Genomic DNA, 15,026 nt, shown 5'->3' on the forward strand with positions numbered 1-15,026 from the left:
TACCAATAAATTCAACAACTTGAGGTAATTATCACTTTGTAAAAATAGATATGACTCGCATTTTTGATACAACTACAATGGTATTTCATTAATGTTGAGCAGCGTCACTGTCCTGATTTTAGAGTTCGTATAGGAACAAAATTCTCAACAATTAAAAAGCCCTCATTTTTATATCAGAAACAAAAAAGGCACTCCCTTGAAAGGAGTGCCTTTGAGCTTTTTTTATCTGTATTTACTTACGAAATAAGGGCTATTAGATCTTCTTCTGTTCTTATTTCGATACCTAAATCTTGTGCTTTAGTTAATTTAGAACCCGCAGCTTCACCGGCAAACAAGATGTCCGTTTTCTTCGATACGCTACCCGTCACTTTCGCACCTAATGCTTGTAACGCAGCTTTAGCTTCACTTCGACCTAATTGCGACAATGAGCCTGTTAACACAACGACTTTACCTTCTAATGGTAGCTCTTGGTCATCGGCAGCTTCTTCGATGATTGGCCAATTCACACCTAGCTCTATCAGCTGATCGACGACCGCTCTGTTTTTCTCTTGTGAGAAGAAGCTGGTGATATGGCTAGCAACGATGTCACCAATATCTGACACTTCAACTAATTGTTCATGAGTAGCTGCTTGAACCAGTTCCAACGTCTTAAAGTGTTGCGCTAAGTTCATCGCTGTCGCCTCACCGACTTCACGAATACCGAGTGAATAGAGGAAACGCGCTAACGTCGTGTCTTTAGCTTTATTCAACGCACTCACGACGTTCTGTGCCGATTTAGGCCCCATTCGGTCAAGAACAGTAATCACGCCAGCACTTAGCTTAAATAAATCAGCAGGTGTTTCGACCATTTCACGGTCCACAAGCTGCTCAATAACTTTCACGCCCAGTCCATCAACGTCTAGCGCCTTTCTAGAAACAAAGTGTTTAAGTGCTTCTTTACGCTGCGCCTGACAGACTAAACCGCCAGTACAACGCGCTACAGCTTCACCTTCTACACGCTCAACCGCAGAACTACATACTGGGCAAGCATCAGGGAAAACAATGTCTCTAGCCGTTTCAGGGCGACGATCTAGTACAACAGCCACTATTTGTGGAATAACGTCACCTGCACGGCGAATAATAACGCTGTCGCCTACCTTCACGCCTAAACGCGCAATCTCATCGGCATTGTGTAAAGTGGCATTGCTGACCGTCACGCCACCAACGAAGATAGGTTCAAGTTTAGCAACCGGCGTAATAGCGCCAGTACGGCCCACCTGAAATTCAACGTCATTGAGCAGTGTAATCTCTTCTTGAGCTGGGAACTTATAAGCAATTGCCCAACGTGGCGCTCGTGCAACAAAACCAAGCACTTCTTGAGCCGCGATATCGTCGACTTTGATAACAACGCCATCAATCTCGTAAGCCAGAGCATCACGACGAGTCATAATATCTTGGTAATAGGCTTTCACGTCTTCGAGAGAGCTCAGTTGCTTAGTCTCGGGGCACATAGGTAAGCCCCAACCTTTAAGCTGTAAAAAGCGTTGGTAGTGACTATTTGATAGCTCAGCGCCTTGTACAACACCGACACTGTATGCGTAGAAAGCTAGCGGACGTTTCGCAGTAATACGGGAATCAAGCTGACGCAGGCTACCTGCGGCGGCATTACGTGGGTTAACAAATACTTTCTCGCCTTTCTTCAACGCCATCTCATTCAACTTATCGAAACCCGCTTTTGGCATAAACACTTCGCCACGAACTTCAATACGCTGCGGCCAGCCTTCACCTTGTAACTTAAGTGGGATAGAGCTGATCGTACGCACGTTTTCAGTGATGTTTTCACCCGTCGCACCGTCACCACGTGTCGCAGCCTGAACTAAAATACCATTCACATAGAGTAGGCTAACTGCAAGGCCATCAAGCTTAGGTTCACAACAGAAAGTCTTGAGGTTAGCGGTTGGCGCTCTATCAGACATTCGCTTATTGAACGCATCCAAATCTTCATCAGAGAAAGCATTGTCCAGAGAAAGCATTGGGATCTCATGAGTCACTTGAGTGAAACCATCGAGAGGCTGACCACCAACACGTTGGCTCGGAGAATCTACCGTCACTAGTTCCGGGTTCTCTTCTTCGATCTTTAGCAATTGCTGCATTAATCGATCGTACTCGACATCAGGGATCTCAGGGCTATCTTCTACGTAATAACGAACGGCGTGATAATGCAGAGTTTCTCTTAACTGCTCTAAGGTAACTTGAATCGATTCTTTCATATCATTCTCTATCGTGATTGAAATATCAAAAAGGGCTCCCTTAGGAGCCCTTTTCTATAAATATAGATTATTTACAAGGCTAAACAATACGGCTAGGCATTCGATGCCGTCATAAAGTCTCTGATTTGCTTGCGGTAGTCAGATAAACGGTTTGGTGTCATTAAGTTGCGTGACTCATCCAACACGTTTCCGCCCATATCGTCAGCAATTTTCTGCGCCGCACTCAGCATCACATTGAAGTTTTGATCAGCTTGACCATAACAAGGCAACGTCATAAAGAACGAAATACCTTTAGTCGTGAAGTCAGCAGGATCATCATGTTCTAGCGTTCCTGGCTGCATCATGTTTGCAACGCTGAAAATAACCTTTGGTGCATCTGTAGATTGTGCAAAGCAGTGGTAAATAGACATCTCACCATAAGTTAAACCGTTGTTCTCCATGCTGCGGAAAAGTTCAGTCCCAACGAATGGGATCTCTCCAGCACAGTGAACATTAAGAACGATCACTTCTAAACCAAGTTCTTCATCTGGTTTTGCTTCTTCAACAGTCGCACTTTGCGGAGTCACGACTTCTTTCGCAACAACGGGCTCTCTTTGAGTAAGCGTTTCGTTTGGAACGACTGGCTCATCAACTGTTTCAGAAGGCTCTTCAAACGAACCGTACTGCACTTTAAAGCCGGCATGGTTTTCTTTTTGCTCGTCAGTCAACTCAAAGCTTGGAACTTCAGGCTCAACGTCCTTCTCTTCCTCAATCACTTCAAGTTCACTTTCAACCTTAATTGGGTCTTCTACGCTGAAAGAAGGAAGATCATTTAATTCGATATCATCTTCGTAAGCTTCTTTCGCTTGTGGCGCTGTTAGCGGATCTGAGTCGATCAGCGGATCAGTATCAGAGGGTGAAACAGCAAAATCCGGCTCTTTACGTTCTTTTCGGATTATCTCAAAATCATCTTCTGGGGCGAATGAACGGTTTGGAATAGTTTCTGCTTCATCTAAGCTGTCGTTATCAAGCTTACCGAGCGGCTTATCTCCAAACTTTGCTTTCCCTTCTTTTTTACTCGTCCATAGACCATGGAACAATAATGCGGCGATAGCTAATGCGCCAACAATAATGAGTACAAATCGCAATTCCTGCATTTTTCGCTCTCAGCTTTCTTAGTCAACTAGCTATAAACACGCTGTCACTAAGTTGGGTTAATTTGGCTAATCTCACTACTCTATCAAAAGTAGCCACTGTTTTAGAACAACTTAATACAATTAGTTCCTTACATGGTGTGATTTTCACCACGCTTTTTTTCTTAATTTCGGTCGAGTACACTAGACATGTTTGCTATTTAACCAAATTCACATGTGACCTAATTTAAATATGACTATTGAATCTGTTCCCCGCTCCGGCTTTGGCTATTTTATTTTCGGAATAAAAATCGCTTTATCACCGAGCATTCGTAAGTTTGTATTAATGCCACTTATCGCGAACGTGTTACTCGTAGGTGGTGCCTTGTTTTATATCTTCTCCAACCTAAACACTTGGATTGAAGGTTGGATTGGTGCATTGCCAAGTTTCTTGTCGTGGTTGTCATACATTTTATGGCCATTACTTGTGTTAACCGTCTTGGCCACATTCTCATATTTCTTTAGTACGCTCGCTAACTTCATTGCCGCACCGTTCAACGGTTTACTCGCGGAAAAAGTTGAAGAGTTGTTGAGCGGTAAAAAAGTTAATGACGATGGTTTACTTGATGTTCTCAAAGATACCCCACGTATATTAGCGAGAGAATGGCGCAAGCTTGTCTACATTCTGCCAAAAGCGATCGGTTTATTCCTACTTTTGTTAATTCCAGCACTAGGGCAAACCGTTGCTCCGTTTTTATGGTTCATTTTCACAGCATGGATGTTAGCGATTCAATACGCCGACTACCCGTTCGATAACCATAAAATCAAATTTGATGACATGAGAAACAATTTGAAACAAAAACAAGGCAAGAGCTACAGCTTTGGCGCGCTTGTTTCTGTGTTCACCACAATTCCAATTCTAAACCTGATCGTAATGCCCGTTGCCGTTTGCGGCGCGACGGCAATGTGGGTTGCTGAGTTTAAAGACCAAGCTCTGCGTTCTCGTCTATAATTCTCGTCTATTCCCCCGCCTATACTTCCTAGTTTCGCCTATCTTTTTGAAGTTCTGATTTCAATAAAGATAGGCGTGAATTCTGCTACATATCTATATGATATAACTTTTTAATCCTTTTACCTTTTTTTCAACTTGTTTAATCTAAATTCAAGCTGAATAAACATCGTAAGACACTAGACGGTAAAGTGATTGATATACTACGTTTAGTTCTGTCATTAAATGAAGGAATATCGCATGAGCAAGATCTACGAAGACAACACCCTAACGATTGGTAACACACCTCTAGTCCGCCTTAACAAAGTAAGCAAAGGTAACGTCCTAGCTAAGATCGAAGCTCGTAACCCAAGCTTCAGTGTTAAATGTCGTATCGGTTCAAACATGATCTGGGAAGCAGAAAAAGCAGGTACGCTTAAGCCAGGTATCGAGCTTGTTGAACCTACCAGTGGTAACACAGGTGTTGCACTTGCATTCGTAGCAGCAGCACGCGGTTACAAACTAACGCTAACTATGCCTGAATCAATGAGCCTAGAACGTCGTAAGCTGCTTAAAGCGCTTGGCGCAAACCTTGTGCTAACTGAAGCACCAAAAGGCATGAACGGCGCGATTGCTAAAGCAGAAGAGATTGTTGCTTCAGACCCAGACAAATACCTACTACTTCAACAGTTCAACAACCCTGCTAACCCACAGATTCACGAGCAGACGACTGGTCCTGAAATTTGGGAAGCAACAGACGGCGAAATCGACGTGTTTGTAGCGGGTGTTGGTACGGGCGGTACTATCACTGGTACGAGTCGTTACATTAAAGGTGAAAAAGGCAAAGCGATTACTTCAGTCGCGGTTGAGCCGGCTGAGTCTCCAGTGATTGCACAGGCACTTGCAGGTGAAGAAATCAAACCAGCTCCACACAAAATTCAAGGTATCGGTGCAGGTTTCATCCCTGGAAACCTAGATTTAGAGATTATTGACCGTGTTGAATCGGTAACTTCTGAAGAAGCGATTGAGATGGCTCAACGCCTAATGAAAGAAGAAGGTATTCTTGCAGGCATCTCATCTGGCGCGGCAGTTGTAGCAGCAAACAGAATCGCCGAACTACCTGAATTTGCAGGAAAAACTATCGTTACTGTACTACCAAGCTCTGGTGAGCGTTACCTAAGCACAGCCCTATTTGCTGGCATCTTTACGGAAAAAGAGAACCAACAATAATATGTGGTCAAATCAATTTTTCGTCCAAAAAAGCCCCGTTTAGGGGCTTTTTTGTTGATCCCTGCCCCACCTTTGGTAATATCAGGTCTGTTTTATTTTTCGCTTCAAAATAAAAGAAGCAATAAACAAATTCTGAAAGTCATGAGTACTCAGCAAAAGACGACCATGGCTGGATAAAAATTTATAACCAGTCTAAGTTCTAACACGAACATGGCGTACTAGCCTCTAGCGCATTTGGGCTAAAGCAGTTAAGCTAATCTGGTTACAAACTTACAAAAAATAAATTAATTGGGGTATATAAAATGTACGAGAAGCAAGTAGAAATCACAGCAGAAAACGGTCTTCACACTCGTCCAGCTGCACAGTTCGTTAAAGAAGCAAAATCTTTCGACGCTGACATCACAGTGACTTCTAACGGCAAAAGCGCTAGCGCGAAAAGCCTGTTCAAACTACAAACTTTAGGCCTAGTAAAAGGTACTAACGTTACTATTTCAGCTGAAGGTCCTCAAGCTCAGCAAGCAGTAGACCACCTAGTTGCTCTTATGGATCAACTACACTAATACGGTCTCCTTCTTTCAAAGCCATTTTGCATAGCAAAGTGGCTTTGTTCGAAATAGATAGGAATAAGCGCGACATTAGTCGACGACTTAAAGTCACACACTCTCCCGTTTACAGTTGAACAACTAAGGTAAGGCTATGATTTCAGGCATCCTAGCATCTCCTGGTATTGCTTTCGGTAAAGCACTACTACTTCAAGAAGATGAAATTGTCCTAAACACTCAATCTATCTCTGACGACCAAGTTGAAGCAGAAGTACAGCGTTTCTTTGACGCTCGTAACAAATCTTCTCAACAGCTTGAAGTTGTTAAGCAAAAAGCACTTGAAACTTTTGGCGAAGAAAAAGAAGCAATCTTTGAAGGCCACATCATGCTGCTTGAAGATGAAGAGCTAGAAGAAGAGATTTTAGCACTCATCAAGAAAGAAAAAATGCACGCAGACAACGCGATCCACACTGTGATCGAAGAGCAAGCTTGTGCGCTTGAATCTCTTGATGATGAGTACCTAAAAGAACGTGCAACTGATATCCGCGATATCGGTACTCGTTTCGTTAAAAATGCTCTAGGCATCAACATTGTGTCTCTATCAGACATCAGTGAAGAAGTTATCCTAGTAGCTTACGACCTAACGCCATCTGAAACTGCACAAATCAACCTAGACTACGTTCTTGGTTTCGCTTGTGACATCGGCGGTCGTACATCTCATACTTCAATCATGGCACGTTCTCTTGAGCTTCCAGCTATCGTTGGTACTAACGATATCACTAAGCAAGTTAAGAACGGCGACATGCTTGTGCTAGACGCGATGAACAACAAAATCATCATCAACCCTTCTGAAGCTGAATTAGCAGAAGCTAAGAAAATCAAAGCAGATTTTGAAGCAGAAGCGGCTGAACTAGCAAAACTAAAAGATTTGCATGCTGAAACTCTAGACGGTCACCGTGTAGAAGTTTGCGGCAACATCGGTACAGTAAAAGACTGTGACGGTATCCTGCGTAACGGCGGTGAAGGCGTTGGTCTGTACCGTACTGAATTCCTATTTATGGACCGTGACGCGCTTCCTACTGAAGAAGAGCAATACGTTGCTTACAAAGAAGTAGCAGAAGCAATGGAAGGCGAGTCAGTGATTATCCGTACTATGGATATCGGTGGCGACAAAGACCTACCATACATGGACCTTCCACAAGAGATGAACCCTTTCCTAGGCTGGCGTGCAGTACGTATCAGCTTGGATCGTCGTGAAATCCTACGTGACCAACTACGTGGCATCCTACGTGCGTCTGCACACGGTAAACTACGTATCATGTTCCCAATGATCATTTCTGTTGAAGAGATCCGTGAACTGAAAAAAGCAATCGAAGAGTACAAAGTTGAACTTCGCGCTGAAGGCCTAGCTTTCGATGAAGAAATCGAAATCGGCGTAATGGTTGAGACTCCAGCTGCTGCTGCAATCGCACACCACCTCGCGAAAGAAGTTTCTTTCTTCTCTATCGGTACTAACGACCTAACGCAATACACTCTTGCGGTAGACCGTGGTAACGAAATGATTTCTCACCTATACAACCCACTATCTCCTGCTGTTCTTACAGTAATCAAGCAAGTGATCGACGCATCACACGCTGAAGGTAAGTGGACTGGTATGTGTGGTGAGCTTGCTGGTGATGAGCGTGCAACGCTACTTCTACTTGGTATGGGTCTAGATGAGTTCTCTATGAGCGGTATCTCTATCCCTAAAGTTAAGAAAGTAATCCGTAACTCTAACTTCGCTGAAGTTAAAGCTATGGCTGACGAAGCACTATCTCTACCAACAGCTGCTGAAATTGAAGCTTGCGTAGAAAAGTTCATCGCTGAGAAAACTCAGTAATCGCCAATCGCTTAATAACGTTAGACGGCTAAAAATAGTCGTCTAATTTGTTAGATTGGTATAGTATATTCTACAGAATAAAACTAAACGTTAGGAGCATGACACAATGGGTCTGTTTGACAAACTGAAAAAGCTTGTATCTGATGACAGCGCTGATGCTGGTGCAATCGAAATCATCGCACCTCTTTCTGGTGAAATCGTAAACATCGAAGATGTGCCAGATGTAGTTTTCGCTGAAAAAATCGTTGGTGACGGCATCGCGATCAAACCAGCTGGCGACAAAATGGTAGCTCCAGTTAACGGTACTATCGGTAAGATCTTCGAAACTAACCACGCATTCTCTATCGAGTCTGACGACGGTGTTGAGCTTTTCGTTCACTTCGGTATCGATACTGTTGAACTTAAAGGCGAAGGCTTCACTCGTGTAGCTGAAGAAGGTCAATCTGTTAAAGCTGGTGACACTATCATCACTTTCGACCTAGCGCTTCTAGAAGAGAAAGCAAAATCTACGCTTACTCCAGTTGTTATCTCTAACATGGACGAAATCAAAGAGCTGAACAAGCTTTCTGGTTCTGTAACTGTTGGCGAAACTCCAGTTCTTAAAGTAACTAAGTAATCTCGATTACTTAACTGCTTTAATTAAAACGCTACCTAAGGGTGGCGTTTTTTGTGCCTGCTATATAGTTCTAATGCCAGATTACCAGCCGCTTTGGCCTTATACCTAACAACTACAAATCCCCTTCTTCTTTGGGCCTCTCACGAACAGAGATCCCTGACATCTCGCTCGGTTCGATTCTGGGATGACGATTAAACACTATGGTTTAAGCCTGAGTGATTGTTACTCAAACCGACCTCTTCTATACAGTTAGCTATAGAGTCACCAATACCCAACTCCCGTCATTCCCTACAGTGAGGCACGAACGTGATAGGGAATCTCGCTTTCCAATCAACTACCAACACCACAACTCCCCTCTCTTCTCCAAATTTCAGGCAATAAAAAACCCAGCCGAAGCTGGGTCTGTTTAGCGCTCATCTCTCACCACGAGCTAATTTGTGGAAGCCTAACGTCAACACTATCGGTCAACGTGGCTTTTCAATCGATTAACCTAGTAGGCTAAGTGCCGAGTTCGGTGCTTGCTTCGCTTGAGCAAGAATCGAGCTTGAAGCTTGAGAAAGGATCTGAGACTTAGTCATCTGAGTCGTTTCTTTCGCGAAGTCGGTATCTTTAATACGGCTCTTAGATGCGTTAACGTTCTCGTTAATGTTGTCTAAGTTGCTGATAGCGTGGTCGAAACGGTTTTGGAAAGCACCTAGCTCAGCACGGTGACTGTCTACATACTTAAGGGCCGCATCGATTACTGCTACAGACTCTTGTGCGCCGCCAACAGATGTTACGTCGATAGTATCAACCGTTACGTCTTTAGCTGCTTGAATACCTAGCTCGCCCGCAAGACCGCCAGAGAAAGACACATCGCCGCTCACTTTGTTGTTGCCTGTGAACATTTGTAGCTTGCCGTCTTCAGTAACAGACGCTTTAACAGAATCTTGTTGACCGTTGATGTAAGTCGCTAGCTCTTCGATGTCATCACCCGCTTTTGCGCTGATGTCGATTTCTTGTGCTTGGCCGAAGTTGTCAGTGAACGACAGTTTTAGGTCGTTAGAGCCCGCTTGAACGTTCCAGTCTTTGTCTTTCGCGTTCTCAGTTTGGTAGCTCTTACCACCCATCTGAGCGTTATCAGAGCGCATGTCTTTCAGTTGAAGCATTACAGCTTCACCGTTATCCGCACCGATTTGGAATGATTTAGTACCGTGAGTACCGTTAAGCAGCTTGTTACCACCAAAAGACGTCGTTTCCGCGATACGGTTCAGTTCGTCGTTCAGTGCTGTTACTTCTTCTTGAATCGCTACACGCTCAGATTTTGAGTTTGAGCCGTTTGAAGATTGTAGAGACAAATCACGCATACGTTGCAGGATGTTAGTCGTCTCGTTCATTGCACCTTCAGCAGTTTGTGCAATTGAGATACCGTCGTTCGCGTTACGTACAGCAACATCAAGGCCACGACTTTGAACGTTCAAACGGTTCGAGATTTGTAGACCCGCAGCGTCATCTTTTGCGCTGTTGATTTTTGAGCCAGAAGCTAGACGCTCCATTGATGTTTGTTGTGCGCTGTTTGCATTGTTTAGGTAACGTTGCGCTGTCATCGCTGAAACGTTTGTATTTACATTCACTGCCATGGTGATTTCTCCAATTGATTTTCCGGTATAGCGGTTTCCGACGTCTCGGAAAACCAAGTAGTTCTCTCAAAGTTACTTTTAATAACGGCGTGATTGGCGAAACCTTTAGGAAAAAAACAACAAATTTAAAGAAATAGCGGTAAAACAGAAGAAAGCGTGACTGGTCGTAAAATTATCGAAAAAAGATGAGAAAATCGCTAAAGTTGCCGGGAAGTCAGTCGAGTGAGAAATTGTATTTTTATTCGCCAAAAAGCACCGACCAAGCTGAAATGCTTTTATAAGATTGTAGGTAATTCATTAACCTAATAACGTTAAAGCTAGATTCGGCGCTTGCTTGGCTTGAGCGAGTATCGTTGTGCTCACTTGCTGCAGTATTTGTTGCTTGAGCATTTGAGTGGTTTCTTTGGCGTAGTCGGTATCTTTGATTCGACTGTTTGATGTCGCCAAATTCTCATGAACGTTTTCAAGATTGTTAATGGCATGATCAAAGCGGTTTTGCATTGCCCCTAATTCAGAGCGATGGCTATCGACATACTTCATCGCCGTATCCAAAATAGAGACGGCGCGCTGAGCACCACCCACATCCGTTACATTGATGTCATTAACTGACTCGTAATAACCCGCTGACATCGAAAGCTCACTGGCTAATGAACCTGAAAAAGAGATGGTACCCGCGGTATCTTCACCTGACATATAAATCTGAAGTTGTCCGTCATCATTAACAGAAGCCGATAAGAGATCCGTTTGACCATTAATGTAGGTCGCCAACTCTTCAATGTCATCGCCGACTTTCGCATTAATGATGATCTCTTGAGGCTGGCCAAAACGATCGGTAAACGACATCGTCATATCATTCTGGTTTGATTTCACTGCCCATGAATCACTGGCCATGCCATTAGCAACGTAGCTAAAGCCTCCCATGTTGATGTCATCAGTACGCATACTTTTCAAACCAATCTGCACGGCTTCGCCCGAACTGCCACCAATCTGAAATGACGTACTACCAAAATTACCATTGAGAAGTTTTTTGCCACCAAAAGAAGTGGTCTCTGCAATACGATTCAGCTCATCGTTTAAGGCGGTAATCTCTTCTTGAATCGCCGTTCTTTCCGACTGGCTATTTGAACCGTTGCTTGCTTGTAGAGACAAGTCGCGCATGCGCTGCATGATATTGGTGGTTTCATTCATCGCGCCTTCAGCGGTTTGCATGATAGATATACCATCATTCGCATTACGCACAGCGACATCAATACCACTCATCTGCGCTTCCAAGCGGTTCGAAATTTGTAGCCCTGCAGCATCGTCTTTAGCGCTGTTAATACGACTCCCTGAAGCCAAGCGCTCCAAAGATTGGTTCAGCATGTTATTGGCATTAGAGAGGTTTCTCTGGGCCACCAGCGCTGAGACATTGGTATTAACAGTTATAGCCATAGACCTTCGCTTACAAAAAGAGGAATAAAACTCACGATTGCTCTTATATCGACCAATTCATATAAAGCTTTAATAAAAAAGGAGCCCTGAGGCTCCCTTTGTTTATTCTTTTTGAGACGACTTACTTAATCGTTAATGCACTCAACATCTCAGTTGAAGGAGCAAAGTAATACGCGCCAGTCACCGCTTTAGTAAAGCGAAGCAGTTGGTCTGTTTTGCCATCAGTTACGCCGTACATGCTCTCTAACATCGCATCGAAGTTATGACGAACGTTACAGTAAGCAATGAACAATAAGCCGTGGTCGCCCGTAGCAGTACCGTAAGGTAGACTGTGGCGAACAATCTTAAGCCCCTTGCCTTCTTCTTTGATATCCACACGGCCAACGTGAGACGCCGCAGGAACATCATCTAACTCAATTGAATCAGGTTTAGTTCGGCCAATCACTTTCTCTTGTGCCGACACATTCAAGCGATTCCAAGCTGGCAGATTGTGCACAAAACGCTGCACCATCACATAACTACCACCAGCGAATTCACCCTCAGGCACAATAGCAACTTCAGCACGTTGTGCGTCTTTCGGGTTTTCAGTGCCATCAACAAAGTCTGTCATGTCACGAGAGTCTAGGAAGCGGTAACCATAAGTTTCATCAACCACTTCAACATCAGCTGCTACTTCAGATAGCAATTTACGCAAGATAAAGAAGTGCAGATCATGTCGGTTTGAATGACAGTGAATCAGAACATCAGACAGTGTGCTCGGCGCGGTGATATCACCTTCACCCAGCACAGGGAAGTCGATCAAATCAGCGGGCGCTGCTTGCTCGAACCTATCCCAAAAAGCTTTTGAGAACGCAACCGATGCCGTTAAGTTCGCATCAGGCTGAGTTTGGTTTAGTTCGTCGATTAGAGTCGGAAGCTTTTGAATTTCTGCTAGTACATTAGCAGTATTAGCGTTCACTTTAAGTTGAACGTAAAGCGCGAAAGGCCCAGCTTCAGGCAAAATAGCACTTTGAACGTTAGGCTGCTCATTTGAAACATTAAGCATAGATTATTCCTTCCAGTTTTAGCTTCTAAGTATAATTGTGAATGGGACAAATGTTTTGATGAGAATCAGTCTTCGAGCTCAACCACTTTAAAGCAATCCCTTGCAGCATGGCTATTGGTTAGATAAAGCGCTAACCACAGCAGCAACAATAGGGTGATGCCATTTGACCAACGGAACCATCCGTTATCCAAATAGATTAAATAAATCGTATGGGAGCCCTGTGCCAAGATAGCCATCATGGTAACCCAACGTCCCCATGACACGACTTTGTTAAGGCGCTTTCTATCTGGCGATCTTAGCCCAAATAACCACATCAGCAGCAAACTAGGCACACTCAACGCGATCCCGACATAAAACATCTGATGGTCTGGGTAGATTATCTCAAGAATATCGGTTCCCGATTCTCGGCTTGCGCCTGCAACAATGAAAACGACCAAGGCTTTCGCAAGAAACAACCAACCTAGCCAGAGCAAGATTGGAGCTTTCAAAAAGCCGTGCTTGTCGTATTGTTCTATGGAGTACCGCACAAATCTCACTTTCACTTATTTTCAAACCAACACTTTAACGCAAATCATTCATACTTAACTAGCTTTGCGTTATCTTAGTAGCCAATCCGTTTTAATTGTCGAACTCAGTATGAAAAACAAAACTAATACGCCCTCTGTTGAATCTCAACAGGAAGCACTGAAGATAGCCAAAGCGACTCAAAAGCCAGCTCAAACCAAAGAACAAACTAAACTGATTGCTCAGGGTATCGAGAAAGGCATCGCACTGTACAAGAAACAGCAAAAAGAACGCAGCCGCCAAGCCGATAAAGCTAAAAAGCGCGTACAGAAAGAGAAGCAGACTCTACAAGCGAACCAAGACCAAGACCAAGAACAGAATGTCGACTTGGATAATGAAACAACATCAAATCACGCCAGTAAATTGCCGTGGTTATTATTGTTCGCTAGCTGGATAGGCTTCGCGATTTATTTGATGAAATAACAGGATAAGCGTATGAAAAAGGAATTAATCGCTTTGGCTATGAGTAGCGTGTTACTCGGTTGCACGACACCGACATCAACGCCTCATAGCGAAGCTGCCAACGTGCAAATGGATTACCATGGCGTGATTAATATCGATAAATGTCAGTATAAAGGGGAAGTCACAGGCAGCGAAGGCCATTGGTACAACTACCTGTTTTACCCAAATGACACATTGATTCAAGGCGCCATGAATCAACTCAAGTCGAATACGATTGAGCTAGGCGCAGATACCGTGATATTCACACTTCCCCAAGATTTTTCCACATCCGTGACTATGCTGGGAACTGCCTATCTGTGTAAGTAAATAGAAACGTAATGGGGTAGCTCACAACTCATATTAGCGAGATGCTCCCTACTATTTCTATTCTAAAAAAAGAAAGCCAGCTTTCGCTGGCTTATGCACTAAATCCAAGGCTTGTTGCTATATCGCCTTTACGCTGGATAACCCATTGACTGTCAAATGGCCCCCAGTCGGATAACTGGTAATAGCCATCATTATGACGTCGCCCATCTTGAACAAACATAAGTTCGATACCGATCCCCGGTAACGCCTTGAGTACATCTTGAATAGTACGACGAGGCCACCCCGTTTTTTCGATGAGTTTAGGCACATTTGGCCTATCAAGGCTTTCCACTAACAATGCTAAATATAGCCGCCTTGCAAAAACAGGACTCAACTCCATTGACACCTCCTATATATGTGCAGCTCAATTATTTCTTTTTTCGCTGACAACATGTTGAGGCTGATCAATAAGTCTCCAATAGTGACATTTTCTTACGCTTTTTTTTCACTCTATGAAATATTCATCACTCTATTTTGTCTGAGTTGCTGCTTCCTGATAGGATTCAACTCATAACAATGAAATAAAATCACTCAAAGGAAGAATAATGACTATCACCATGTTTGGTATCCCAAATTGCGACACCATTAAAAAAGCAAAGAAATGGCTCGAAGCTGAAGGTATTGAGTTCGAATTTCACGATTATCGCAAACAAGGCATCACAGAAGAGCTAGTAACAAGCTTCTGCTCTGAGCTAGGTTGGGAGCTTGTGCTAAACAAACGTGGTACGACTTATCGCCAACTTTCTCAAGAACAGAAAGACACCCTAACAGAAGAAAAAGCGGTGACTTTGCTAGTTGAACAACCTGCCATGATCAAGCGCCCAATCTTAAAAGTTGAAGGTAAGCTTCACATCGGATTTAAAGCCGACCAATACGCGGCTATTTTTGCTTAGATCGTTGTATTTACATAGACAGACAACTGGACGTTGATCATTGAATCAGCT

The 15,026-nt window shown here is 43.6% G+C and carries 15 protein-coding genes; 8 read left to right on the plus strand and 7 right to left on the minus strand.

All coding sequences use genetic code 11. The annotated features are described in order from the left end of the window. Window positions 1–236 precede the first annotated feature (236 nt). Together ligA and zipA are read right to left on the minus strand one after the other, a co-directional pair. A complete protein-coding gene (gene ligA, locus AB6D06_RS03055; protein ID WP_372100960.1) occupies window positions 237–2,249 on the minus strand; it encodes an NAD-dependent DNA ligase LigA in 2,013 nt (670 codons plus the stop codon). A gap of 92 nt (window positions 2,250–2,341) precedes the next feature. Then, complete coding sequence (gene zipA, locus AB6D06_RS03060) at window positions 2,342–3,385, minus strand: cell division protein ZipA (RefSeq protein WP_372109927.1); 1,044 nt, start codon at window positions 3,383–3,385, stop codon at window positions 2,342–2,344. 229 nt (window positions 3,386–3,614) lie between these two features. Between zipA and cysZ the strand changes: the two genes are divergently transcribed. From cysZ to crr, 5 genes are all read left to right on the plus strand, one after another. Continuing rightward, the gene (gene cysZ, locus AB6D06_RS03065) at window positions 3,615–4,373 is read left to right on the plus strand and encodes a sulfate transporter CysZ (RefSeq protein WP_029235129.1); all 759 of its coding nucleotides are present in this window, start codon (window positions 3,615–3,617) and stop codon (window positions 4,371–4,373) included. A 237-nt stretch (window positions 4,374–4,610) separates the two neighbouring features. Then, complete coding sequence (gene cysK / locus AB6D06_RS03070; protein WP_017061934.1) at window positions 4,611–5,579, plus strand: cysteine synthase A; 969 nt, start codon at window positions 4,611–4,613, stop codon at window positions 5,577–5,579. A 302-nt stretch (window positions 5,580–5,881) separates the two neighbouring features. After that, window positions 5,882–6,139, plus strand: a complete 258-nt coding sequence (locus AB6D06_RS03075) for an HPr family phosphocarrier protein (protein WP_004734263.1) — start codon at window positions 5,882–5,884, stop codon at window positions 6,137–6,139. 136 nt (window positions 6,140–6,275) lie between these two features. Next, window positions 6,276–8,000, plus strand: coding sequence for a phosphoenolpyruvate-protein phosphotransferase PtsI (gene ptsI / locus AB6D06_RS03080; RefSeq protein ID WP_017063391.1), 1,725 nt, complete (start codon window positions 6,276–6,278; stop codon window positions 7,998–8,000). 106 nt (window positions 8,001–8,106) lie between these two features. Beyond that, window positions 8,107–8,616 carry a PTS glucose transporter subunit IIA gene (gene crr, locus AB6D06_RS03085; RefSeq protein ID WP_004737851.1) on the plus strand — a complete coding sequence of 170 codons (510 nt, stop codon included), beginning with the start codon at window positions 8,107–8,109 and terminating at the stop codon, window positions 8,614–8,616. Between the two features lie 485 nt (window positions 8,617–9,101). On the opposite strand, the gene AB6D06_RS03090 is transcribed toward crr, so the two are convergent. From AB6D06_RS03090 to AB6D06_RS03105, 4 genes are all read right to left on the minus strand, one after another. Continuing rightward, entirely contained in the window at window positions 9,102–10,235 is a 1,134-nt protein-coding gene (locus AB6D06_RS03090) for a flagellin (protein WP_102300543.1), read from the minus strand. Window positions 10,236–10,532: 297 nt separating this feature from the next. Next, window positions 10,533–11,666, minus strand: a complete 1,134-nt coding sequence (locus AB6D06_RS03095; RefSeq protein WP_017070285.1) for a flagellin — start codon at window positions 11,664–11,666, stop codon at window positions 10,533–10,535. Window positions 11,667–11,787: 121 nt separating this feature from the next. After that, window positions 11,788–12,711 carry a Dyp-type peroxidase gene (locus AB6D06_RS03100; protein WP_137001211.1) on the minus strand — a complete coding sequence of 308 codons (924 nt, stop codon included), beginning with the start codon at window positions 12,709–12,711 and terminating at the stop codon, window positions 11,788–11,790. A gap of 65 nt (window positions 12,712–12,776) precedes the next feature. Beyond that, entirely contained in the window at window positions 12,777–13,238 is a 462-nt protein-coding gene (locus AB6D06_RS03105) for a DUF2919 domain-containing protein (protein WP_017060696.1), read from the minus strand. Between the two features lie 109 nt (window positions 13,239–13,347). Here AB6D06_RS03105 and AB6D06_RS03110 point away from each other — a divergent pair, with 109 nt between their 5' ends. Further along, window positions 13,348–13,698 (plus strand): DUF2956 domain-containing protein, encoded by a 351-nt coding sequence (locus AB6D06_RS03110; protein ID WP_372109928.1) that lies wholly within the window; start codon window positions 13,348–13,350, stop codon window positions 13,696–13,698. A 12-nt stretch (window positions 13,699–13,710) separates the two neighbouring features. Beyond that, entirely contained in the window at window positions 13,711–14,043 is a 333-nt protein-coding gene (locus AB6D06_RS03115) for a DUF4156 domain-containing protein (RefSeq protein WP_065585044.1), read from the plus strand. Window positions 14,044–14,134: 91 nt separating this feature from the next. Here AB6D06_RS03115 and AB6D06_RS03120 read toward each other — a convergent pair whose 3' ends face one another. Continuing rightward, on the minus strand, window positions 14,135–14,422 hold the full coding sequence (locus AB6D06_RS03120; protein ID WP_004734273.1) for a helix-turn-helix domain-containing protein: 288 nt from the start codon (window positions 14,420–14,422) through the stop codon (window positions 14,135–14,137). Between the two features lie 205 nt (window positions 14,423–14,627). On the opposite strand from AB6D06_RS03120, the gene AB6D06_RS03125 reads away from it, so the two are divergent. Then, entirely contained in the window at window positions 14,628–14,975 is a 348-nt protein-coding gene (locus AB6D06_RS03125; protein WP_017060699.1) for an ArsC family reductase, read from the plus strand. The last annotated feature ends 51 nt before the right edge of the window (window positions 14,976–15,026 follow it).

This window comes from Vibrio sp. 10N.239.311.G01 (genome assembly GCF_041465805.1).
Classification (GTDB): domain Bacteria; phylum Pseudomonadota; class Gammaproteobacteria; order Enterobacterales; family Vibrionaceae; genus Vibrio; species Vibrio crassostreae_C.